Origin of the sequence: Bifidobacterium catenulatum DSM 16992 = JCM 1194 = LMG 11043 (genome assembly GCF_001025195.1) — a bacterium.
GTDB classification, from domain to species: domain Bacteria; phylum Actinomycetota; class Actinomycetes; order Actinomycetales; family Bifidobacteriaceae; genus Bifidobacterium; species Bifidobacterium catenulatum.
Genome location: NZ_AP012325.1, coordinates 1,928,321 through 1,952,178, shown reverse-complemented (window position 1 = coordinate 1,952,178; position 23,858 = coordinate 1,928,321). Strand labels below are relative to the sequence as shown.

General features: G+C 54.5%; 14 protein-coding genes and 4 pseudogenes. 10 read left to right on the top strand and 8 right to left on the bottom strand.

Features of this window, described 5'->3' with window-relative positions; genetic code table 11:
* Positions 1–163: 163 nt before the first annotated feature.
* A complete protein-coding gene (gene malQ / locus BBCT_RS08145) occupies positions 164–2,335 on the top strand; it encodes a 4-alpha-glucanotransferase (RefSeq protein WP_033512949.1) in 2,172 nt (723 codons plus the stop codon).
* Positions 2,336–3,101: 766 nt separating this feature from the next.
* On the opposite strand, the gene BBCT_RS08140 is transcribed toward malQ, so the two are convergent.
* Positions 3,102–4,853, bottom strand: a complete 1,752-nt coding sequence (locus BBCT_RS08140; RefSeq protein ID WP_003835919.1) for a glycoside hydrolase family 13 protein — start codon at positions 4,851–4,853, stop codon at positions 3,102–3,104.
* A gap of 196 nt (positions 4,854–5,049) precedes the next feature.
* On the opposite strand from BBCT_RS08140, the gene BBCT_RS08135 reads away from it, so the two are divergent.
* The 4 genes from BBCT_RS08135 to BBCT_RS08120 all read left to right on the top strand — a co-directional run bounded on the left by BBCT_RS08135 (position 5,050) and on the right by BBCT_RS08120 (position 9,859).
* Positions 5,050–5,688, top strand: coding sequence for a YesL family protein (locus tag BBCT_RS08135; protein WP_003835918.1), 639 nt, complete (start codon positions 5,050–5,052; stop codon positions 5,686–5,688).
* Positions 5,676–6,710: a LacI family DNA-binding transcriptional regulator gene (locus tag BBCT_RS08130; RefSeq protein WP_003835916.1), complete on the top strand. Its 1,035-nt coding sequence runs from the start codon at positions 5,676–5,678 to the stop codon at positions 6,708–6,710. Before BBCT_RS08135 ends, BBCT_RS08130 begins: the two co-directional genes overlap by 13 nt.
* 241 nt (positions 6,711–6,951) lie before the next feature.
* A complete protein-coding gene (locus BBCT_RS08125; protein WP_003835915.1) occupies positions 6,952–8,343 on the top strand; it encodes a GH32 C-terminal domain-containing protein in 1,392 nt (463 codons plus the stop codon).
* 202 nt (positions 8,344–8,545) lie between these two features.
* Positions 8,546–9,859, top strand: coding sequence for an ABC transporter substrate-binding protein (locus tag BBCT_RS08120; protein ID WP_033512946.1), 1,314 nt, complete (start codon positions 8,546–8,548; stop codon positions 9,857–9,859).
* A 500-nt stretch (positions 9,860–10,359) separates the two neighbouring features.
* Here BBCT_RS08120 and BBCT_RS08115 read toward each other — a convergent pair whose 3' ends face one another.
* The 3 genes from BBCT_RS08115 to BBCT_RS08105 form a co-directional block, all read right to left on the bottom strand.
* The gene (locus BBCT_RS08115; RefSeq protein ID WP_033512944.1) at positions 10,360–11,370 is read right to left on the bottom strand and encodes a LacI family DNA-binding transcriptional regulator; all 1,011 of its coding nucleotides are present in this window, start codon (positions 11,368–11,370) and stop codon (positions 10,360–10,362) included.
* A 157-nt stretch (positions 11,371–11,527) separates the two neighbouring features.
* Complete coding sequence (locus BBCT_RS08110) at positions 11,528–12,364, bottom strand: carbohydrate ABC transporter permease (protein WP_003835910.1); 837 nt, start codon at positions 12,362–12,364, stop codon at positions 11,528–11,530.
* The gene (locus BBCT_RS08105; RefSeq protein WP_003835909.1) at positions 12,361–13,215 is read right to left on the bottom strand and encodes a carbohydrate ABC transporter permease; all 855 of its coding nucleotides are present in this window, start codon (positions 13,213–13,215) and stop codon (positions 12,361–12,363) included. Before BBCT_RS08105 ends, BBCT_RS08110 begins: the two co-directional genes overlap by 4 nt.
* 314 nt (positions 13,216–13,529) lie before the next feature.
* Here BBCT_RS08105 and BBCT_RS08100 point away from each other — a divergent pair, with 314 nt between their 5' ends.
* A complete protein-coding gene (locus tag BBCT_RS08100; RefSeq protein WP_033512942.1) occupies positions 13,530–14,549 on the top strand; it encodes a LacI family DNA-binding transcriptional regulator in 1,020 nt (339 codons plus the stop codon).
* Between the two features lie 87 nt (positions 14,550–14,636).
* On the opposite strand, the gene BBCT_RS08095 is transcribed toward BBCT_RS08100, so the two are convergent.
* From BBCT_RS08095 to BBCT_RS08085, 3 genes are all read right to left on the bottom strand, one after another.
* On the bottom strand, positions 14,637–15,965 hold the full coding sequence (locus BBCT_RS08095) for an ABC transporter substrate-binding protein (protein ID WP_033512940.1): 1,329 nt from the start codon (positions 15,963–15,965) through the stop codon (positions 14,637–14,639).
* A 316-nt stretch (positions 15,966–16,281) separates the two neighbouring features.
* Positions 16,282–17,376, bottom strand: coding sequence for a glycoside hydrolase family 172 protein (locus BBCT_RS08090; RefSeq protein WP_033500148.1), 1,095 nt, complete (start codon positions 17,374–17,376; stop codon positions 16,282–16,284).
* A gap of 205 nt (positions 17,377–17,581) precedes the next feature.
* Positions 17,582–18,931, bottom strand: coding sequence for an ABC transporter substrate-binding protein (locus BBCT_RS08085; protein WP_033512938.1), 1,350 nt, complete (start codon positions 18,929–18,931; stop codon positions 17,582–17,584).
* Between the two features lie 455 nt (positions 18,932–19,386).
* Between BBCT_RS08085 and BBCT_RS08080 the strand changes: the two are divergent.
* Positions 19,387–20,156, top strand: a pseudogene (locus BBCT_RS08080) (sulfite exporter TauE/SafE family protein).
* 78 nt (positions 20,157–20,234) lie between these two features.
* On the opposite strand, the gene BBCT_RS08075 reads toward BBCT_RS08080, so the two are convergent.
* On the bottom strand, positions 20,235–21,251 hold the full coding sequence (locus tag BBCT_RS08075) for a LacI family DNA-binding transcriptional regulator (protein WP_003835897.1): 1,017 nt from the start codon (positions 21,249–21,251) through the stop codon (positions 20,235–20,237).
* A gap of 32 nt (positions 21,252–21,283) precedes the next feature.
* On the opposite strand from BBCT_RS08075, the pseudogene BBCT_RS08070 reads away from it, so the two are divergent.
* The 3 pseudogenes from BBCT_RS08070 to BBCT_RS08060 form a co-directional block, all read left to right on the top strand.
* Positions 21,284–21,550: pseudogene (locus tag BBCT_RS08070) on the top strand (carbohydrate ABC transporter permease); the annotation flags it as partial.
* Positions 21,547–22,367: pseudogene (locus BBCT_RS08065) on the top strand (carbohydrate ABC transporter permease). The pseudogenes BBCT_RS08070 and BBCT_RS08065, both read left to right, overlap by 4 nt.
* Before the next feature lie 13 nt (positions 22,368–22,380).
* Positions 22,381–23,806, top strand: a pseudogene (locus BBCT_RS08060) (hypothetical protein).
* Positions 23,807–23,858 lie beyond the last annotated feature (52 nt).

The window sequence follows — 23,858 nt, the reverse complement described above, 5'->3', positions numbered from 1 at the left end:
CCGCAACATGCCGTTTGTTGGTATTGCAAACGATGTCAATCTGCGATATTCTAAAGATGAGAAACATTCCTGTTGCACTATCTGTTCATGATAGTGATAACAGGCTCAGGGATTCATATGATTACGCAGTCTGGCAATGATCAGCCAGCAAAGGAGAGCGAAGATGCCGAATTCACCAGTCGCTGCACCCAGAAACGAAGAAAGCGCCGAACGTCTTGCACGTCCGTTGATTCAGCTAGCCAAAGCCAACGGTATTTCGACATCATACATCGATCAGTTGGGCGCTTATGTGGAGATTCGCGACGAAGTACTCGTCTCCGTACTGCGGGCGCTTGGCGTGGATGCCTCCACCGATGAGGCGGTTACGAAATCATATGAGGCAACTGTGCGTAAGACCCAGACTACGCTGGTGCCGTCGACCATTGTTAAATTCCTCGGTACGCCTACCGCCATTCCGATTCGTCCGGCAGGCCGGAACGTTACATTGCGCCTGCTGCTGGAAGACGGTACCGCCTACGCAGGCAATCTGGCGATGTGCCTATTAGCAGAGAATGACGGTACATTGAGATTGAACCTGCCAGATGATATTCCCTCTGGCTATCACACGTTGCGTATCAATGCTGGCGACGCATATGGCGAGGCGACGCTGATTTGTGCACCTGCCAGTATTCCGGTCCCGAAAGCGGTGGCCGATAGGCAACGTTGGGGATGGATGGCGCAGATGTATTCCGTACGTTCCTCCGAATCGTGGGGTGTGGGCGATTACGGTGATTTGCGACACCTCCTCAAGGACGCTGCAGAAAAAACGCATGCCGACTTTATGCTGATCAATCCGATTCACGCATGTGCGCCGATCCCGCCGTTGGAACCTTCGCCGTACCTGCCGGAATCCCGTCGCTTCCTGAATGTCACGTATATTCGTCCGCAGGATATCGCCGAATACGCTGATCTAAGTGAATCCGATAAGGCGGAGGTGGCGCGTCTGCATGCGCAGGTGTCGGCTGCCAATGATGATGTGAATCCGATGGACATCAATTCCGCATGGTGTCATAAACGACAGGCGCTGAAAATCATCTTCAGGCAACCGCGTTCCGTTGAGCGTCAGTCTGCCTTCGAACGGTTCAAGGAGCAGGCCGGTCCGGATTTGAAAGCGTTCGCTGCTTGGTCTGTGGCGTTCGAGGTGTGGGGTGCGCCGTGGGAAACTTCCTGGTTTAACGACACCAATCGTGACTCGCCGGAAGTGGCCGAACTTATACGTGAGCATGCCGATTTGGTTGAATTTCAGTGCTGGTTGCAGTGGATTGCCGACGAACAAGTGTCGGCGGCTCAGCAGATTGCCAAGAACTCCGGTATGGCATTAGGCTTGATGCAGGACATGGCCGTGGGTGTGCATTCGTTAGGTGCGGATGTGTGGTGGAATCCGGAACGATTCGCTGTCGGTAGCGTGACTGTGGGCTGCCCGCCTGACTTCTACAACCAACAGGGGCAGGATTGGGGTCAGCCGCCGTTCAATCCGAATTATCTGAACGCCACCGGTTACGGTGTGTACCGTGACATGGTGCATACCATGTTCGCTCACGCCGGTGCGGTGCGTATCGACCATGTACTCGGCCTGTTCCGCCTATGGTGGATTCCTCAGGGCGAAGGCGCCAAGAACGGTGCCTACGTGACATACAACGTTGATGCGATGATAGCCATCCTTACCATCGAAGCCTCCCGTGCGGACGGCCTGGTGATCGGTGAGGACTTGGGTACAGTGCCGAACTATGTACGCAAGGTGCTTGCTTCACATGGTGTGCTTGGTACCGTGGTGGAGTGGTTCGCACGAGTGGATGACTCTCCCAACGCAGGCGATCCATACGATGATCCGACCAACTATCGCAAGTATGCGTTAGCGTCCGTCACTACGCACGATCTGCCACCGACCGCAGGGTACCTGCAGTTCGAGCATGTACAGTTGCGTGAGCGGCTCCATCTGCTTACCGAATCGGTGGAATCCTTCCAAGCATCGGCCACCGCGGAACGTCAGGCCATGCTCAATCGTCTGCGGACACTTGGTCTGATCTCCGATGAGGAAGCTGACGATGCGGACAGCCACATCCCGCAGATTGTTGAAGCCATGCACGCCATGCTGCGTAAATCACCATCGTTGCTAATACAGGCCGCACTGGTTGATGGCGTCGGCGAGCGTCGTACCCAGAACCAGCCTGGAACGTCCGATCAGTATCCGAATTGGCGTATTCCGCTGGCTGATGAGCATGGACGTGTCGTGCACACCGACGAAGTGTTCGATTTGCCACGAGTCAAATCGTTAGCTGCCATCATGGATGCTTGAGACAGACCGTTTCCTTAGCATAGCTGAGTCAAGAGCCGTCGCGGCAATATGTGTCACGACGGCTCTTGACATGATTTTAATAGCAATTTGGTTGCCGAGCGACCGCCGCCGATTTCATCGGAAACCACCGATGGAAATTCAGCGTGCCTAGCAGAGCAGTTCACCAGAACCGCTCTGGTTTTGCGTAAGATTTCGGGAGGAGTTACCTGCCGGTGCGCCCAAGATGAATGAATGATGCTATCTATCTGGTGGTCCATCTTGGATTCAAAGGCCTGCGGTTCAACGTTTTTCACCATTGGTGTCCACGATCAGCAGAATCATACCTTGATGCCATGCCCCATCCTGCGAGCCTCGAATGACTTGTCCGGCATGGGGCGCGCCATCGCTGATGAAGCCAATAAGTTTAGAGAGCCCACTGACCCAACCCTTCGCCAATGCGTTGGGGCGATATCCAAATTGTTGTGCAACCTTGCGTGCTCGGCTTCTTATGGATTCTGGAATGTTGACCTTTGTTGTTCGCCACCCAGGGAACGGTGGCCACTGACACTCCGGCTGCTCTGGCCATAATCTTGAATCGTCACTCCGTTCATGCCATGTAACCTACGCAACCTGTCCCAGCAACCCATCGCTTAGTTCGGTGGCCGCATGCGCAGCCGTGGCCAGACGCTGCGAGACGGAGGGCCGAGGGAGATTCTTGTGACAGTAATGCTCCCGTGTTGCTGATGCTTCATTGGGGGGGGTAACACGGGAGCATTCAATGTGTGGATTAGAGCAGCATCCAGATGGTTGTGTCTTGGGGCAATTGCCCGTTGGATACATCGCCAGACGCCAGTATGATCTCTCCGTTTGGCAGTGAAGCTGGAGTCTTACCGAAGTTCGTATAGGAGGCGAATGTGCGACCATCGGCGGCAGGGCGCGTGTAGGCGATTATCTCATCGCCTACGTCGATTAGAGTGCAGGAGGTATCCGCCGTGGCGGTGAGTATGTCCTGACGTGCGGCGAGTGCTGCGCGATACAGCGACAACATTGAATCCGGATCCTGTGCTTCGCTGTCGGCGGTGAAATTGCCGTACCAGAGAGGCTGCGGCAAATGGGGGCGTTCGGATTGGGTACCATCCACCTTGGTGACGGGGGAGAAGCCAAAGGAGGCTCCGTCGCCAAAACTCTCATTCCAGGAAGCCGGCGTCGGCTTGTCCGCGGCGATCCACGGCATCGGCACGCGACAGCCATCGCGGCCCTTTTCATAATAACGCTGGGTGGTGAAGTACGGAGTTGGGTCCTCAAGACGATCCCAAGGAATATCTGCTACCTCGAACAGGCCCAGTTCCTCTCCTTGATACACATATACAGAACCTGGTAGCCCGGTTTCCATCATGATGGCGGCGCGGGAGCGCTTGGTGCCGAGTTCACGGTCTTCAATATAAGAGGTGCCGTCGCGCAGCAACCAGTCCTTGGCTACCTGATGATGACTGGGGGTCTTGATCTGAGGCAGGGCGTAACGGCTGGCATGACGCGGTACATCGTGGTTGCTCATGACCCACGTGGTGGTGGAGCCGCCGGAATGTGTGGCTGAATCCAAGCCCTCCTCGATGGCGGTACGCATCTCGGCGGCGTTCCAGTTGGCTTCGGCGAACTCGAAATTGAACACCTGTCCCAGCTCTTCGGGGGAGGCGTACAGATGCTGATGCTCCGGTACGCACCAGGCCTCACCGACGGCGAAGCGTGGCGGATCGTACTCGTTGAACACTTCGCGCCACTCGCGGTAGATGTCGTGCACTTCAAAACGATCCCAAATCGGGTTAGTGCCGTCATGGCATAGCGATTCGTGAATCGGATAGCGTTTGCCCATCTCTTCAAGTGGCATGCATTCAAGATCCTTGGCTAGGCCGTGCGCCACATCGATACGGAAGCCATCAGTGCCATGGTCGGACCAGAAGCGTAGCGTTTTCTTGAATTCCTCGTGTACCTCCGGGTTCTTCCAGTTGAGGTCTGGTTGTTCCTTGGTGAAGATATGTAGGTACCATTGGCCATCTTCCACACGCTCCCAGGCTGGGCCGCCGAACAGGGAGATCCAGTCATTCGGTGGAAGTTCACCGTTCTCACCGCGTCCCTCGCGGAAGATGTAGCGGTCGCGTTCCTTGGAGCCGCGCCCCGCGGCAAGAGCCTCTAGGAACATCCGATGCTTGTTGGCGGTGTGGTTGGGTACGATGTCGACGATTACTTTGATGCCGGCCTCGTGAGCCCTGAGCGTCATCTCGTCGAAGTCGTCCATGGTGCCTAGGCGTGGGTCTACGTCACGGTAGTCGATCACGTCGTAGCCGCCGTCGGCGAGTTCGGAGGGATAGAACGGGCTCAGCCAGACGGCGTCCACGCCGAGGGCCCGCAGATAGTCCATCTTCTCGGAGACGCCGGCGATGTCGCCCAAGCCATCCCCGTCGGAATCCTTGAACGATCGTGGATAGACCTGATATACAACGGCCTGCTTCCACCAATCCGCACGTTCATTATTCGCGGTCATGATGTTGTCCTTACGTCTTTGTCCCGATATGTCCCTGTTCTAGTGATTGTTCGCCTATGAACAGCTAATGACAACGATATCACCAATGGTGCCAATGCATCACGGGTGTGTTGTGATTACGTTGTCACGGACATGGCGGAGTCTTGGTAAGATTGAACACAACGTTGGCGGTCATGGCCTTGCACAAAGGAGCGATATGAAATTCCTGTCACCTGATTCAGGTCTCATGCGCGGTTGGAACAATCTGACCGACGGTGTGTGGATCAATATTCTCATGCTTGTCACCAGCATTCCGCTTGTGACTGTCGGTGCCGCGCTGACCGCCGGCCACGACGCTGCTCGCAAGACGCTTGCGGGAGAGGGACACGTCACCACCAATTATTTCAGATCATTCAAAAGTAATTTTGTGAAGTCCACGGTGCAGTGGCTAATCTTCGGTGTGGCGCTGGCAGTGCTGTCCTACGCGTGGGTCGTTCTGCAGATTGTACCGTTGCTAATTCCAAAATTCGGTTTCACCATCGTATGGATCATGGGCTTCGAATGGGTCTGGGCGTTACAGGCTCGTTTCGAAAATAGCCTTGGTGGCACCCTCGCCAATGCATTCATCTTCGGCGTGACTAATGTCGCGTCGACCATCGCGCTGGCGATAATCGATGTTGCGTTCCTAGGGCTGATTGTCGGCTCTTGGTTCTACATGCCGCAGGGTCTGTTTTTGCTGGTGGTGCTTGGGTATGGCAGCGTGCTTATGCTTCACGTCCCGATTCTCGAACATGCGTTCGCCAAATACGTCAACAAGCCGGAGTCTGATGGTCGGGGGACGGTATGGCGAAAGTAACGTTGCAAGACGTTGCCAAAGCGGCCGGCGTCTCTATCGCGACTGCTTCATGGGCGGTGAATGACAATCGTAATGTGCGTATCCCGGAATCCACGCGCCGCAAAGTCCGTAAGGCCGCCGATTCGCTCGGTTACCATCACAATGCATTGGCTCGGGGGTTGGCCCGTGGCTGTTCCGACATCATAGGCTTCATCAGCGACGGTGTGGCTACCTCTCCGTTCGCGGGGCAGGTAATCCAAGGTGCGCAGGATGAGGCTTGGCGTAACGGGAAGATTCTGCTGGTGGTTAACACCAACGGTAAAAAAGATGTGGAACGTAAGACTTTCGCGTTCATGCTTGAGCATCAGGTCGAAGGCGTCATCTACTCGAAGTGGGTTCATGAATCAATTACGCCACCGAGCGAACTCGATAAGGTGCCGGCGGTGTTGGTGAACTGCTATGACGAACGTGGCCGATTTCCTGCTGTGGTGCCGAACGAAGTTCAGGGTGGGGCCACAGCCACGCGACTATTGCTTGAGGCCGGACATCGGCGTATCGCGTTCGTTAACGCCATTACGCCCTCGCCTGCGTCGCTTGGCCGACTTGAAGGATACAAAGCGGCGCTTGCGGCATTCGGCATCGATTTTGATTCGTCACTGGTGGTACCTGCGAACGCTGACCAAGAAGGTGGATACGGGGCAGCGGAAAAGGTGATGGCGACGGATGCGACCGCAGTGTTTTGCCATAATGACCGCACTGCGCTTGGTTTGTACGATGCGTTGCGTGAGTTAGGTAAACGTGTGCCGGATGATATCTCCGTGGTTGGGTTCGATAATCAGGAAATGATTTCCGCGCACATGCATCCCGCGCTGACCACCGTGGGTCTGCCACAATATGAGCTCGGTGTGATGGGCGTGCGAACGTTGTTGCGGCAGTGCGGCCGCAATGAGGATGATGGTGATGAACATGTAGTGACGAGGACGTTCGAGCCGATTTTTGTGCAATGTCCGGCGGTATCTAGGGATTCGGTGAAGAGGTTGTAGCATGGTCGTCGTAGTGCTGCGACACTCGTGGAAACACTCACGAAACGGTGGAAAAACGGCATTGTGCAAGGTGACTGCGTCAATCGTTTGACATTTTGATTTTAAGTGCTATATTTGTGCTTAATCGCTTAAACAGTTTAAGCGCTTAAACTGAATAATGCGAAGTAATACTGGTTCCTTCAAAAGGTAATCGCAGACGATTGCCGGGCGAAAGGCAAAGCAGCTGAAGAAAGGTAAAGATATGAAGCTTTATTACCAGTTCCCTGGCACTTGGTTCGGTGACTGCATGCCATTTGGCAAGGGCGACGAATTCTTCCTGTTCCACCAGCGGGACAATCGCAACCCGGAGCCGTTCGGAGAGCCGTTCGGCTGGGATCTTGCCACAACCAAAGATTTCGTAAACTACGAGAATCATGGAGTGGCAATCCCCCGTGGTGCATATGACGCACAGGATCAATTCATCTTCGCGGGCTCGGTGTTTGAGGGCGAGGGCCAGTACCACATCTTCTACACCGGCTATAACCGCGATTATCCCGCACAGGGCAGGCCTGCGCAGGTGCTCATGCATGCGGTCAGTGACGACCTGTACCACTGGACCAAAACACAGGATGCTATCACCTTTACGCCGCAAGAGGGCTATGACCCTGATGACTGGCGTGACCCGTGGGTCATTCGGGACGAAGAACATGACCAGTATCTGCTGATTCTTGGTGCCCGTAAAATCGGTCCGAAAACCTGCCAGACCGGCCGTACCGTGAAGTTCACCTCTAAGGATCTCAAGGACTGGAAATTTGAGGGTGATTTCTGGGCTCCAAACCTGTACACCATGCATGAAATGCCCGACCTGTTCAAGATGGGCGACTGGTGGTACCACATCGTCACCGAATACAGCGACAAGCACAAGATGGTCTATCGTATGGCCAAGAGCCTTGACGGCCCATGGATTGCACCGTCGGACGATGCATTCGACGGCAGTGCCTACTATGCCGGCCGTACCTTCGAACTGAATGGCCAACGCATCCTGTTTGGCTGGGTCGGCACCAAAGAGAAGTGCGATGACAGGAGCAACTTCGAATGGGCCGGAACTTTCGTGGCGCACGAGGTGTATCAGCGCGAAGACGGCACGCTCGGTGTGCGCATTCCCGATACCGTGTGGAATGCATTCAATGAGCGCGAGAATGTCGGCAATGTGACCATCGATGGTACTGGTGCGCGACAGGAGGCGGTACTCGCCCTTGGCTGCGGTGATTTGTTCTCGTTCGAAGCCGACATCACCTTCTCAGAAGGAACTCGCTCCTTCGGCCTGCGTGTCAACGAGAACGAAGATACCGCGCTGGGATACCAGTTCATCTTCCCCGTAGCTGAAAATCGCTATGTGTTCGAAGGCAGTCCGAACTTCCCATGGTTTAATGTCATGAACATCGGGCTTGAGCGACCTATCAAGCTCGAGGCAGGCCGTAACTATCATCTGCAACTCATCGTCGATGACACTATCGGCACGTTGTATGTGGATGGAGTGGCACTGAACGTGCGCATGTATGAGCGCCCCGGCGAGTCGCTGAGCATTTTCGCCACCGACGGCGTCGTTGAGGTACGCAATGTCTCCATCGCTCGCGGATTGAAGGAGGTCTGACCAATCTGATTTCTTTTTGACTGATTACGGGTCGTCGAGGTCGTTTCGTACCTTCTTTTCGCCTCGGCGGCTCTCCTTGCGGCTTTTCCTCTCATTTTTGCTTAAGCGATTAAACTATACTTCGGTACCACATATCGCACGATGCACGACGTTTGTCATCATCTGACGACGCTGTCAGAATCATTATTTTTTGGAGGAGATCATGAAGAAACTCACTCGTACCATTGCCGCAGTGTCGGCGCTCGCCATGTCCGTTGGTGCGCTCTCCGCATGCGGCGGCTCAAATGTCAACGCTGACAAAGGGCATGTATATTTTCTCAGCATGAAGGTGGAACAACAGGACCAGTTCAAGGAACTGGCCGAAAAGTTCACCAAGAAGACCGGTATCCAGGTCGATATCGCCACTGCATCATCCGACACCTACGAACAGTCGCTTAAGAGTGAGCTGGCCAAATCCGAGGCGCCTACGTTGTTCGATGTCGACAACAACGACTTTCTGAATTGGACTGATTATTATGCCGACATGTCGGGAACCAACATCTACAAGGATCAGGAGAACCCCGACTATGCGCTGAAGGATGGCGATACGGTTGGTGCTGTGCCCTACGTCATGGAACGATATGGCATCATCTACAACAAGAAGCTGCTGCAGAAGTACTTCGATTCTTCCTGGGCAAGCATTAAGTCGGTTGACAGCATCAACAATTTCAAGACACTGAAGACAGTTGCCGATGAAATACAAGCACATAAGGATGAGATGGGCGTGAAAGGTGCGTTCACCTCCGCCGGCTTCGACACCAGCTCCATCAAACGTTTCGGTGATCAACTGGCGCATATCTCCGTCTACTATGAGTATCGCGATCAGGGTGTCACGCAAATGCCGGCCACCATTTCCGACAAGTACGTATCGAACTTCAAGAACATTTTCGACCTGTACATCAACGACGCCACGATTCCGAAGACGCAGCTCGCCAGTGCCACCATGGACGACGCCAACTCCGAGTTCGCACTGGGTGAGGCCGTGTTCTTGCAGAATGGCTCTTGGGGCTATTCGCAGATTCGCGATCAAGAGGTCGCCGATGAAGATATGGGCGTATTGCCGATCTATATGGGTGTGAAGGGTGAGGAGAATGCAGGCCTGACCGTGAGCTTCCTGTACTTTGCGATGAACAAGAACGCCTCTGAAAAAGATCAGAAGGCCACCAAGCAGTTCCTTGACTACATCCTGAACGATGATGAGGCACGTGACATCATCACGAATGAGGCGGGTTTCGAAACACCGTTTAAGTCGTATGCGAAGGCCGGCTACCAGACCAAGAACCCGATTCATCGCGCCAACGATGCCTATGCCAAGGCAGATAAGTACGATATTGTGATCTATCCGTTGCCAAGCACTCAGTGGGTGTTGACGCTGGGCAACGCGATGTTGGAATATGCGCAGGAGACCGGTACATGGGACACCGTGCATGATGCATTTGTGGATGGTTGGGCGTCTGAATATAAGACCACTCATTGAGCGCAATAGAGTCTCATCGAATGCGCAAACGGGACTTGGCGGATAAACCTCCAAGCCCCGTTTGCGCATTACGATATAGGACTAGTCAGGTTGAGCTTCACCGGGACCGCGAAGATTTGCCATGCTGAACCTCACTGTAATGCGTATGTGTTCATCTGGCTTGTTGCAGGGCCTTTAACCACTACACTCAAACCCTCTTTGCTGAAGGGGGCGCATACCATAGGCAGGCTGAAGGGCCGGAGTGTCGATGATGAGTAGGTCATCCTGCAGGGTCTTGGTGAATTGCTGGTCGGATTCCGGTCGTGATGTCATGACTATCTGCGTGTCGTGGTTTTCGAAAATGCCATCTTCCTGCCATTCCGGACAGAATTAGAGATTCGATGATGATGCCGATGCGCCAAGGTCACTCTGAATGGTGATTTCGGATTCATAGCCGGTTGGGCAGTCAGTTACAGCATATGTGCCATAGAGAACCCTTTGGCGAGGTAGTAGTGGCTTGGTCAGTCGATGAATGCGGTGGTTTCACGCATCATGAGTTGTGCCTGTAGTGTTTCATGCAGCGGTTTCGGTGTTTTTCCGGACATGACACTCAGCATCTTACGTGCGGCGTTTTCGCCCATGTTGAACGGATCCTGATGCAACGTGGTCAGGCCGATCTTTGCGGCAAGTGGTACGTCGTCGAATCCGATGACCGAGAGCTCTTGAGGGACGGCGTGCCCGTACTGGCACAACTTATAGATGACAGGCAATGCCAGCTCGTCACTTTCGCAATACAGTGCGGTGGGGGCGGGGTCCATGGTCAGCAATGAATTGAGAATAGTGTTGGTGGCGTCTTCATAGTTGCGGATTGCGATGCGTTCCACCGTCATCTTTCGCTCTTCGGCAGTTTCCATCAGCCCATGCAGACGCGCTTCTGCGCTGAAGACCATGTTCTGGTTATTGTCATTTGATGTCTCGTACGCATAAGCGATACGTCGGTGGCCCATGGAGAACAAGTGCTTCACAGCAACATGCATGGCCTGACGGTCGTCGATACTCACCGTGGCATTGAATCCGTTGATTGATGGAATGTTGATGCCGACGATCGGTACCTTCATGTTCGAAAGTTTTTCGACCTCTTCGGGCACGATGTTGAAGGAGTTTACGATGACCGCGTCGACGTTGCGGCGTACCGGCAACGTTGCGAAGAACTCATGGCGGTCGTGCGCGTCGGCCATCTCGAAGATGGAAATGTCATATCCGGCCGGGTGCAGCACGGAATCCAATCCGGCATAGGTATTGGAATTGAACCAAGTCGAAATCGAATCGCTCATCAACAGCGCGACGCGGAACGATTGACCGGTTTTCAGTGCGGCCGCTGAGCGGGAGATGCGGTAGTCAAGTTTTTCCGCGGCCGCCATCACTTTGCTGCGAGTCTCCGGCAGCACCAGATTCGGTTTGGCGAATGTGCGAGAGACGGTCGAAATCGATACTCCCGCTTCGGCGGCCACGGCTTGGATGCTCGCTTTCATAGAGAATCCTCCACTGACGAACGACATTGCTGTCATGACAACTGCTAGAGACACGTTAACATAAGTGTTTGCAACGGTTGACGTGCGTGTTCTGCGGATATGAAGAAAAGGGGTGCCGACGAAAATTCCGACAGCACCCCTCATGCGATGAAGTTAATCAGCCTTTGACAGCGCCGGCCATCACGCCCTTGATGATGTACTTCTGGCAGCACAGGTAGAATATGATGATCGGCACAATCGCCACCACCAAGCAGGCCATCATGGCGCCCATGTCCACTGATCCATAACCACCCTTGAGGTACTGAATCGCAATCGACATCGTCTTGAAACGGCGCATGTCCAACGTCAGGTACGGCAGCAGGAAGTCATTCCAGATCCACATCGTCTGCAGGATCGCCACTGAAATCAGGCTCGGGCGCATGATAGGCAGTACGATTTGGAAGAAGATTCTCGGTACCGACGCGCCGTCGATCATCGCAGACTCCTCGAGTTCGGACGGGATGCCCTTGACCACGCCAGTGAAGATGAACACGGCTAAGCCCGCACCGAAGCCTAGATACACAATCCACAGGCCCCATGGGGTGTTCAGGCCCATCATGTCGGCGAGCTTGGAAAGCGTGAACATGACCATCTGGAACGGAACAATCATGTTAAACAGGAACAGTGTGTACAGCAGGCGCGCAGCCCAGTTGTTCGTACGTACAATCCACCAAGCGCACATCGACGTGCACACGATGATCAGCAGGACCGCGCCGACCGTGACGACTACGGTCCAGCCAAAACTGCTGATTAGGTTCGTGCGCTCGATGCCTCTGATGTAGTTCTCCAGTCCCACGAAGGCCTTGCCGGTGGGCAGGGAGAATGCGTTGCGCGAGATGTAAGCCTTCTGCTTGAAGCTATTGATCAGCACCAGCACGATTGGATAGACCCATGCCAGCGAGACGATGGAAAGGAAAACCGTCCAGAATACAGGATGCTTGACCTTGTCGCTCATGCTTGGACCTCCTTGCTGGTGGTGAGCTTGTTCTGGATGAGGGCAATCACGGCCACGATGATGAAGAACACCACGGCCTTGGCCTGGCCCACGCCCTCGAAGCCGGCGCGTCCGTAGAACGTGCGGTAGATGTTCAGAGCCAAGAGCTCGGAGCTATTTGACGGGGCGCCATTGGTCAGGGCGAGGTTCTGGTCGAACATCTTGAAGCCGTTGGTCACCGTCAAGAATGTGCACACTGTGATTGACGGCATCATCAATGGAATCGTCACGTTGAACAGCGTCTGGCGGGAGTTCGCGCCGTCAACCGCGGCAGCCTCGATCACATCGCCGGGCAGGCCCTGCAGACCCGCGATGTAGATGATCATCATGTAACCGATTTGCTGCCAGCAGGTCAGCAGAACCATGCCCCAGAAGCCGTACACGCCCGAGAATGTGATCGAACGACCCCAGTGCGCCAGTACGCCGTTGAGCAGCAGTAGCCAGATATAGCCCAAGATGATGCCGCCGATTAGGTTCGGCATGAAGAACACCGAACGGAACAGCGTGGAGCCCTTGATGGCCTTGGTCAGCATGTACGCAATGGCGAACGCGACTACGTTGATCACCACGGTTGTCACAATCGTGAACAGGACCGTGTACACCAGCGCGTGCAGGAACTCCGGATCCGTGATTATGTTTTGGTAGTTCGACACGCCCACGAACGTGGCGTCAGTGACCGTGCTGAACTTGCAGAACGACAGGTACACGCCCATGGCGAACGGCACCAGGAAACCAATGACGAAAGCCGCGAACGTGGGTAGCGCAAACAGCGCCCACCACCTGCGAATTGCCTTGCCGGACATCGTAATCATTTCATGCCCACTTTCTCCTCCTTGGGTACACCCGGGGAACACCCCTCGAGTGATTCAACGACAGTTCGACCGTGACCGCAACGTCGGGTTCGAACCGGTTCGAGAATACCCTACTTCACAGATAAATAAAAGTCAAACGTTGTCATGATTTTCATGCAACGTCAATTCATTTATCAAATGTGAACAGTCATCAGTATACGGATACCCTTGGAAATAAGCAAGAAATACGTATTGTCGTGTCGTTGCAAACGTTTGGATATTTTTTGCAAAACACGTTGTGTCTTGTAGTATCTACTGCCATAAAGGAGTTGTGCATGTCAGTCAATATTCAAGACGTTGCCAAAGCGGCAAAGGTGTCGGTTTCCACGGTGTCCAGATCATTCACCCGACCTGAGCTCGTATCTGAGGCGACACGGTCCAGGGTGTTGCGCATCGCCGACGAGATGAGTTTCTCCATCTCCCGTTCGGCCACTGCGCTCAAGTCCGGCAAAGCATTGCGTGTCGCCTTGCTGATGAGCGACCATATCCGACTATGGTTCAGCGCTTCCGTCATCGAAGGGTTGAACCAGGTTTTGCACGCAGACGGCTATGATTTATCGATCTTCCAGATCTCCAGTATCGAGGAACGCCGTGAGTTCTTTGATATGCTGCCGGTTCGTCGCAATGCCGACGCGGTGATCGTTGCTTCCATCGATGTCGATGCGCAGGAAAGCGCACAGCTGGCCAGCACCGGCGTACCAATTATCGGCATCAACTGTGTGAATCCAAGAGAATACGGTTTCACTGCGGCCGTGGGGATAGACGATGATCAAGGTTCGCGTCTGGTTGCGCGCCATCTTATCGGGCTGGGGCATCGCAACATTGTCTACGTACGTACGTCGCGTGAGGTTTCCTTGCACTTCAGTGTGCAGCAACGTTATGACTCCTTCGTCAAGGCCTGTCTGGAACAGGGTGTCACGCCAACTACGTTGGTTGCGCAGGAAAGTGAGGACCGCATTAGCACGATTGTCTCCGAGTTGCTGAGCTTGCCGCAAATGCCAACCGCCATCGCTTGTCAGGAGGACGGCATCGCGATTCCACTGATTTATCAGCTTGTGCGTTGTGGCTACCGTATTCCGTCTGATATTTCCGTCATCGGCTATGACGACAGCTTCTATGCGCACGATATCGGCTTGACCACGATTCGCCAGGATCCGATTGGCATGGCACACGAGGCGGCTTGTAAGACTCTTGACTTGATCAATCGCAAGACCACGGGTATGCCGTTTCAGACGTTTCCGGCGCAACTGATCGTTCGCTCCAGCACTTCGCGAGTGTCCTTGGATAAGGGCTAATCGCTTACCGATACATAGAAAACCGCTCCGGTTGGTTCCGGAGCGGTTTTCTATAAGGAGAGAATCAGACAGTGAAGTCAATTGCGGTCACTTGTGGGCGTTGGCATATTCCTTGGCCCAGCCATCCACGAACGCGGACTTGACGCCATCCCAATTGCCGGTGCCTTGGGCATACTCGAGCAAAGCGGAGCCGAGGTCGTTCTTCCATTGTTCGGACGGCATCATGGTGAAGTTCCAAGACACTGCGGTGGTACCGGACTTTTGGTCGTCCATGGCGTCAGTGACCAGCGGGTTGTCGGATTTGACGCTGGAGAAGGTCTTGAACGGGGTGGTGAAGCCCATCTTCTGAGACAGCGCTTCTTTGCCCTTATCGGAGGTGATGACCCACTTCAGGAAGTCGGCGGTCGCTTTCTGATTGGCCTTGGATGCTTTCGAATTAATGCACCAGTAATTCTCGGAGCCGGTTGCCAGACCTTGGTTCTCCTCGCCCTTGGCGCCGATGTAGATTGGCATCATACCAACGGAATCGGCCTCCATGCCGGCTTTCTGCAAATCGGACCATGCCCAAGTGCCGTTTTGATAGAAAGCGGCCTCGCCGAGTGCGAATTCGGAATTGGCGTCGTCACCAGTCTTGGAGCTTAGTTGGGACGGCTCGGTGGTGGAATCGGTGATGTACAGGTCAAAGATGTTCTTGTACTCCGGCAGATAGGTTCCCTTGATAGTGGCCGGCTGTTCAGTGATGTTGTCATCTTTGAACTCATAGTAAAGAGGCAGGTTGGCTAGATGGGTCTTGAAACGCCAATCGGAGCTGGAGTCGAAACCAGCAGAGGTGAAGGCGCCCTTAATGCCGAGTTCATCCTTCTTGGACTGCATGTCGTCAGCAACGGCCTTCAGCTTACTAAAGGAGTTGATGTCTTTGATGGACTTGGCCTTGGCACCGGAAGTGCTGAAGTATTTGTTAAGGATGTCTTTGTTGTAGATTAGGCCATAAGTCTCCATGACGTACGGTACGCCAACGACCTTGTCGCCATCCTTGAGGGCAACATCTTGGTTCTGCAGTTGCTTGTATACCTCTGTGCCGGACATGTCAGCAGTGTAGTTCTTCCAGTTGGCGTAACCGACCGGACCGTTGACTTGGAACAGGGTCGGTGCCTCGGACTTAGCCATCTCGCTCTTGAGCTGCTGCTCATAGGTATTGGAGGCCGCGGTCTGAACGTTGACCTCGACACCGGTTTCCTTAGTGTACTCCGCAGCCAAATCGGCCCACTCGTCGGCGGCTTCTGGTTTGAAATTGAGGTAGTATACCTTGCCCTTGCTTGAATCAGAGCTCGATGAGCTGCCACAAGCGGCAAATGTCGTGACAGACATGGCGGTGACCGCAATGAGGGCTAGTGCGGACTTCAATTTACGATTCATCTTCGAACCTTCCTTTTCTGCATCGGGTCCAACGTCCCCGTTGGATATGTGCACTGAGATAGTGCTGCTTTCTGCCGATGCCCCTATTATGCATCACTTTCATCTTTTTTGCAAACGATGGCAGTATTTTGTTGATTTATCACGTTGCAATACCGGGCAATCCGCTATTTGCTGCCATTTTTAGGCATAAAATTAGGCGACACGCTATGCAAGCGTTTGCTAAAAAAGTTGTACATCAAACGATTGACTGTAGCAAAAAGCCGCATCCCCTGAGAGACAAGGGATGCGGCTTGAGGTGAGCTACTTATGGATGACGTCAGCGCGGCCAACGTTCCTCGGCGCTAGGTAGTTGCGGAAATGGAGCGTGTGGCCCCTTCTGGTACCAGTAGGCAACTGATGCCACATCATCCTGACGTTCGAAGAATCCGCGGTGACCAACACCGATTTGCTGAACGGTCACCTTCAGGTTGGAACGGAAACGAATCGGATCGGGGATGTGCCAACGGTAGAAGCCACGCATCGGGGGGCAATCATCATTGTGATAATCGTTGTGAATCAGCTCGTCGTGTGAAGAGTAATACGGGTATCCGAGATACGGTGTGCAGTAGTTTTGCTCCACGGTCTTGCCATTGACCTGCTTGGCGAAGCTCCAAGAGCCTCCGAAATAGTCCTCGGTGCCGGTGCCGCAGATCGTGGGGTACTCTTCATCGTCATCGATGTAGAATTTGAATTCGCCTTCACCCCACCAGTAGCGCTCAAGCGTGGTCAGTGCCAGGTAGGTACCTACATAATGCCCTTCACCTTTCACGCCATCAAGCACCACATAGTCTCTCCCCTTTTCAGTAAGGCGCTGGCGCCGCCATTGTGCGTGGAAATAGGCAATGTCATCGTCGAACGGCTCGTCATTCACGGTGTAGTCAATCTGGTAGAAAAATGCGCTGATGGCGTTCTTGTGTTGGTTTTCGAGCGTGATGCGTGCGCGTGCGCCGAACGGCATCGAAAAGTACATGTTGAAACCGCGGTTCGGCACTACGGCGACAGGCATGGAATTTACTAGGCACGCACGGCCGAATCCGCAGCAAAAGAAGTCACCAAGCGGACACTCCACACTTGGTTCCTCCTCGTCATCCCAATAGAAGCGCAGCACAAGGTCCCGCAGTACAAAACAATCGGCATCGGTGGTCTTCTCGTCAACGGTTATCCAGATGTGTCGAATGCAGCCGGGGCCGGTGATATCAGCAAGAGTCGCCGTTGCGCCGACGGGTATGTTACGTAGGCAAGGGCTGCCTTTGCGACTTGGGCCAAGCTCACTGGCCGCTATGCCGCCTTTGCCCGGTTCGCCGGTCGGGTTTTCCGCGTTGACTGCGCGGCTTGATTCGTGCCGTATCTTGGTCAAGGATTCTAGTGTCATGTTCGTTCCTTTCATGGCGTATGCTGCGTCTGTTTGCGCGATACATTCATATCTGTGCGTATCAGCTTCGGTCACAGACGTTGTTTGTTTTTTGAATATGAGAAAGTCTCCATCGGCGAGCGAGAAAGCCGATGGAGACTGTGGTCATGCCGTTATGGACCAGGTGAAAATGGCGTTATGCGATTCACCGCGGCCCATAGGCGAATCACTTGTGGGCCGGCGGAAGCATGCCGAAGTTGTTTTCATAATCATTCCAGGCGCTGGTCCAATCGTCCAGATATGCCTTCTTCACGCCATTCCAGTCACCGGTGCCCTGAGCGTACTCGAGCAGTGCATTGGCCACGCCGTCAGCCCATGCCTGTCCCGGAATATAGGCGCCATGAATTGGAGTGAGGCCATCGGACTCAAGCTTGAGCGCGGACTTGGTCAGCGGGTTGTCAGGCTGGAAATCCTCGGAGTCAAAGGTGGTGAACGGAACGGCGAAGCCCATATCCTTGGAGAGAATCTTCTTGGCATCCTCGTCGGAGACCATCCACTTGATGAAATCCTCAGTGGCCTTCTTGTCCTTGTCGGAAGCGTTCTTGTTCACAGACCAGGAGATGTCATAGATGGAGTTCGCGGCGTACTTGCTCTCATTCGGGAAACCCATGTAGTACGGCAGCATGGCCAAGTCTTCATCGGCAACTTCGTTGCCTTTGATCTGGCTATAGGCCCATACACCATTCGGGTAGAAAGCGACCTTGCCGGCGGAGAACTCGGCGGTGGAGTCCTCATAATTCACCGAGCCAAGCATGGTGTTTTCGGTCGGGTTGTCCTTCATCTCGAGATCCCACAGATTCTTGTAGTTATCGAGATAGGTGCCCTTGAGTTCCTTCTCGAAGTCCACGCCCTCGTCAATGTACTCGTAGGCGACTGGCACCTGAGTCATATGCGAAGCATATCGGTAGTAGTTGGATGAGTCCAGACCCGGCGTGGAGAACGCGCCGTCGATGCCCAAATCATCCTTATGCTGTTGCATGCTGTCGGCGACCTTCTTCAAAGTGTTGTAGTCCTTGATGTCGTCGAAGGACTTGATGACGGCGTAGTCCTTTTTGGCATACTCGTTGATGAGCTTCTTGTTGACGATGATACCGAACCATTCGGCGGCATATGGCAGGCCGTACACGTTGTCGCCGTCCTTGTGGGCCATCTGCTTGCCCTGATCGTTGAGAAGCTTGTAAGCCTCAGTATCCTGCAAAGGTTCGAGGTAGTCCTTATATTTGGCATACTGATCGAAGCCGCCGATACCGAACATGGTCGGGGCGTTGTTCTTAGCGAGTTCGGACGACAGAGTGGACTCGTAGCTGCCGGAGGTGGCGCTCTGAATATCCACTTTCACGCCGGTTTGCTTGGTGTACATTTCGGCGAGTTCGTTCCACTGATTGACAACTTCCGGCTTGTTGTTCAGGAAATAGACATGTCCTTTGTCGTCCGCGGTGTTGGAACCGCAGGCGCCGACGCCCGTCAACATGGCCAACGCGCCGACAGCGGCGATGCCTTTCGTGAGATTCTTCATGGGGTTTCCTTTCCTCCTTGCGACCTTCCTTCGTCGGAAATCACTTGTCAAGGTCATATGCGGGCCCTCTCTTGCCTGATACAATCTGACCGTGGCCTGATTCTTGCAGACGGTCATCGTCTGTGTCGAACCGGTCCGAGATTGATTGTATCGAACCGGTTCGCTACTGTCAAAGTCGGAGGGTTTATGCGTGTTGGCGTATTTTTTGTTGCCGTATTGCGACATGTGTCGAGACTTTGCCGATACAAGTAGACGCTCTTTTTGGGAGCAATAGTGGCTTCGGACATGCCCAATAGTAGATGGCCATTATCCTCTGCGTGCGACTGCAGCAACATCGGGCGTGATAGCGGAAGATGGAAGGAGGGTTGCGTCATGGGGACGATATGACTGAAAATGATGGGCAGGATCGCCTATTCGGGCCGAATCCGAGTGGGCTGGATGAATCGCCTCACGGCATGATGGTGCTGGTGATTGTCGGCATGATCGTCGGCCTGTTGTCCGGCATGTTCGGCATCGGCGGCGGTACGGTGATCGTGCCCGCACTGGTGTGGCTCGGACTGTCGCAACGCCATGCGGCGGCGACCTCCATGCTGGCGATCGTACCGACGTCGATTTCCGGTGTGATTTCCTATGCGCACAATGGCAACGTCGACTGGGTCGCGGCCCGCTGCTGTTCGTTGGCATGTTCGCCGGCGGACAGTTTGGTAGCTGGCTGTTGTCGCGGTTGCCAGAACTCGTACTGCGGTGGGTGTTCGTGGTGTTTCTGATATTCGTAACCGCCAATCAGGTGATTTTTACGCCGTCGCGGGACCAACGGATCTTCATGAGTGTGGTGACGGGCATCGGGCTGGTGCTGTTGGGCGTGGTCATCGGCACTTTGGCCGGGTTGCTGGGTATTGGCGGCGGCGCACTGGCCGTGCCGGCATTGTCGATACTGTTCGGGGCATCCGATCTGATCGCGCGCGGTACTTCGTTGCTTGCCATGTTCCCGAACTCGATCACCACCAGTGTGGCGAATATGAAACGTAAGTTGGTGCACATCAAGGCCGGGCTGATCATCGGCGTCATAGCTGCGCTGACCACACCTTTCGGCACATGGGTCGCCGGGGCGGTCTCGCCGCGTGCCGGAGCCATCATGTTCGCGGCCTACCTGTGCGTGTTATTGGTCCGCAGCTTCTTCGTGGCCGTCAAAGCCACTCGTGCGGCTCGTGGTTCCCGCGCATAGTTTCGGTCAATGCCGGTCAGAAGACCTGCGCCAAGATCGATTGGCGAGGTCGGGCATCCGTCTGTGAAACAACCGTATCTACAGTAAAGGCGTAGTTCGTGGCTTTGCGGTCGAGCCGCGTACCTGTAGTTGAACCGGGAACGTCTCGAACGGTTTGGGGACGGGTCGTCCTTCAATCAGATCCAGCGCTTTCCTTGCAGCTGCGACGGCCATATCATGCGGCCGTTGCCGGACGGTGGTTAATTGGGCTTCTTCGGCGAACGCGCTGTCATCGAAACCTGTCACGGAAATATCCAATGGGATGGATAGCCCGCTTCGTTGAAGACGGAAGAACAGCGGGATAGCCTGCGAATCCTGGTGGAAGCATAGGGCAGTGGGCGGATTGTCCTGCGCCATCATTTCGGAGATCGCGGCATCGATGATGTTGTCGTTCTTCTGCACGGCCAGTGTGCGCGCATTCATGCCATCGATGGTGCCGCAGGCTTCTTGAAATCCAGTGATGCGGTTGTATGAACTGAAACCGAGCGTAGATGAGAAGCTCTCATAGAGGTACAGAAGATTGCGATGCCCTAGTTTGGCAAGATGCCGCACGATGAGCTTAATGCCTTCCTTGTCGTCGATGCCAACAGTCGCATCGAAGCCCTCGCTGGTGGTGTTGACTCCGACAATCGGTATTTTGGCGGTGCCGAGATGCTTCACTTCGTCTGGGCTGATGCCGAAAGAGGATACGAACACGGCATCTGCGTTGTTGCGGACGGGCAGCTCTTCGAAGAATGCATCGCGTGCCTCGGCCCCTTCGATGGGGTAGATGACGAGATCGTAGCCGGCGTCGCGTAGGACGTCGTTGAGTCCGGCGATAATCTCTGCCGTGAACCATTCGATGGCATGACTGCCGATTAGCAATGCGACACGGTAGGTGCGTCCTGATTTGAGGATTCTCGCCGATCGGGAGATGCTGAAATTCAACGCATCGGCTGCGGCCTGCACTTTGATGCGAGTTGCTTCGGATACCTGCTCAGGGTGCGCGAAGGTGCGCGACACCGTCGCGTTGGATACGCCGGCTTTGAGTGCTACGTCGCCGATACTCGCCTTCATGGTGCCTCCGAATGATTCGTGATGCTTGTTTCACTCTGCCACTGCTTAAATCGACCACCTTATTCATCGTCATCACGTCGCTTATCAGCTATCTGCAGGCATATGTGCAAATTCTCGTCATGACCGAAGGCGGGCCGGGAACATCGACCTACACCATCAGCTATCTCATCTTCAATCAGGCATTCCAGAAATATAACTTCGGAGTCGCGTCGGCGCAGGCGGTCATCCTCTTCCTCTTTACCGGCGTGCTGACCCTCATCATGTTCAAGATTTCGGGAGATTCGGAGGACCTGGCATGAAAAATCGCAGAATCGGCGGCATCATCCTCACGGCGTTATTGTTCGCCGTCGCCCTGATCACCATCGTTCCTTTCATCTGGATGTTTATCTCGTCATTTGCACCGAACAGCGAGATCGTCAAGGTGACCGGAGGGCTGTTCCCCAAGCCATCCGCACTTGCCAATTATGTGAGTATCCAGGAAAAATTCAATTTCCTGCGCTTGTTCATCAACTCTCTGGTCGTAGCGGGTCTGAAAACCGGCATTGCGGTTTATACCAGTGCCGTGCTCGGCTACGTGTTTTCCAAAATGCGCTTCCGTGGCCGTAACCTGCTCTTCGGCGTCGTCATGAGCACCATGATGATCCCATGGGCCGTAACCATCATCCCGCAGTACGAGATGTTCACCAACTGGGGTTTGCAAGACACCTACACGTCCCTCGTGTTGCCCGGCATGATAAGCGCGTTCGGCATCTTCCTGTTCCGCCAATCCATCGCCGGCATCTCCGATGAGCTGATCGAAGCCGCCAAACTCGACGGTGCTTCCGAAACCAGAATCTTCCACAGCATCATCCTGCCGATGAGCCACAATACCATCGCAGCATTGGCGATATCACGTTCCTGTGGAACTGGGAAGACTACCTGTGGCCGTTCCTTATGATCACTGATGAGAAAAAGCAGCTGCTCGCCGTCGGATTGAAGGCCTTTAACGGCCAGTACGGCACTGATTACGGCGGACTGTTCGCGGCCACCTCGCTGGCCATCGTGCCGGTAATCATCGTCTACATGATCTTCCAGAAGCAGTTCATCGCCGGCATCGCGACTGGCAGTGGCAAGTAAAGTGGGAAACACCATGACAAGCAACGTATTCATCGACTATGTACGCAATGCACGACCGTGCATGCGCGACGCGACAGTCCTACAGGGCAAGCATTGGAGGATCGGCATCCTCACCGAATCCCTCATTCGGCTCGAATGGTCCGATTCAGGCGAGTTTGAGGATCGGTTGACGCAGATGGCCGTCAATCGCGACTTTGGAGCCGATCCGGAATTCACCGTAACGCATCGTAACGGGCTGCTCATCGTCGATACCCCTGCACTCTACCTGACCTACGACGGCAAACCGTTCAGCAAGGAAGGGCTGAGCATCGTCGTCAAAGGCGTCTCCGATACTCAGTTCAATACTTGGCATTACGGCGATGCGCCTCTGCACAATCTCAAAGGTACCGCGCGTACACTCGACGAGGCTGATGGCGAAATCGCGTTGGATGACGGTGTACTCTCACGTGACGGTTGGGCTGTGATCGATGATTCCGGATCGAACGTCATCGTCGAGGCCGATGAAGTCGACGGCAAGACGAATTCCGATTCGGTACCGAACTGCTGGTGGCACCCATCGTGACCGATGACGATCCGACGGCACAGCGTGGCAGGACTGAAGCATGGTTGCCGCAAGGCGAATGGTACGACTTCTTCGATGGACGGCGCTATGTCTCCGATAACGCGTCCGGGCGGCGACTTGAAGTGTGGCGCGCGCTTGACCGCATACCTGTGTTCGCTAAAGCGGGTGGCATCATTCCGTTGCAGGAACTTGCAACCGGTGACGATGTCAACGACCTTCGCAATCCCTCGGTCCTGCACGTGCTGGTTTTCCCGGTACGGACGGAACTTTCACGTTGCGTGAGGATGACGGAATCGTATCCTGCGCGAGACGTGCGCACATCGCGGCTACGATGATGACGTTCGATTGGCGTGCCGACATTGCTGATAGTGCCAAGGATGGTGACGCTACCGGATCCGGCGGCAGTCGGTTCGAGATTTCACCGGTTGACGGAGTCGTCGAATCCGTGCCGGAACGACGCGATTGGACGATTGTGTTCCGTGGCGTCTCGCCGGTTGGGTCCGACGAACTGCAGGTTACCATCAACGGCATCGCCTGCGAGACGGCTGAGATTGTGTACGATGAACAGACGCTGAGCCTGTCCGTCGCCGTACATGACGTGCCTTCAACTGCTCGGCTGAGTGTCGCCGTTCCAAAAGGTTTGTCCGTCGCGGATAATCCGATTGACAAGGATGTACTTGATGCGCTGCTACATGCACAGATGCCGTATGTCACCAAAGAGCATGCGTTACAGGCAATCCGAGAACAAGGCGTCCGAGCGGTTGGCGCCTTGCGCACGCTTGACGGCAAACCACGCTTCAGCAAGGAACCGTTCGTCGCATACGGCATGCCCGACGCGGTAAACGGCGTCTTGGAGGAGATTCTGTTGCGTAGCTGATAAGCATGCTAGGGGGCATCCGCCATATGCGATGAATCAGCGGTCGATATCA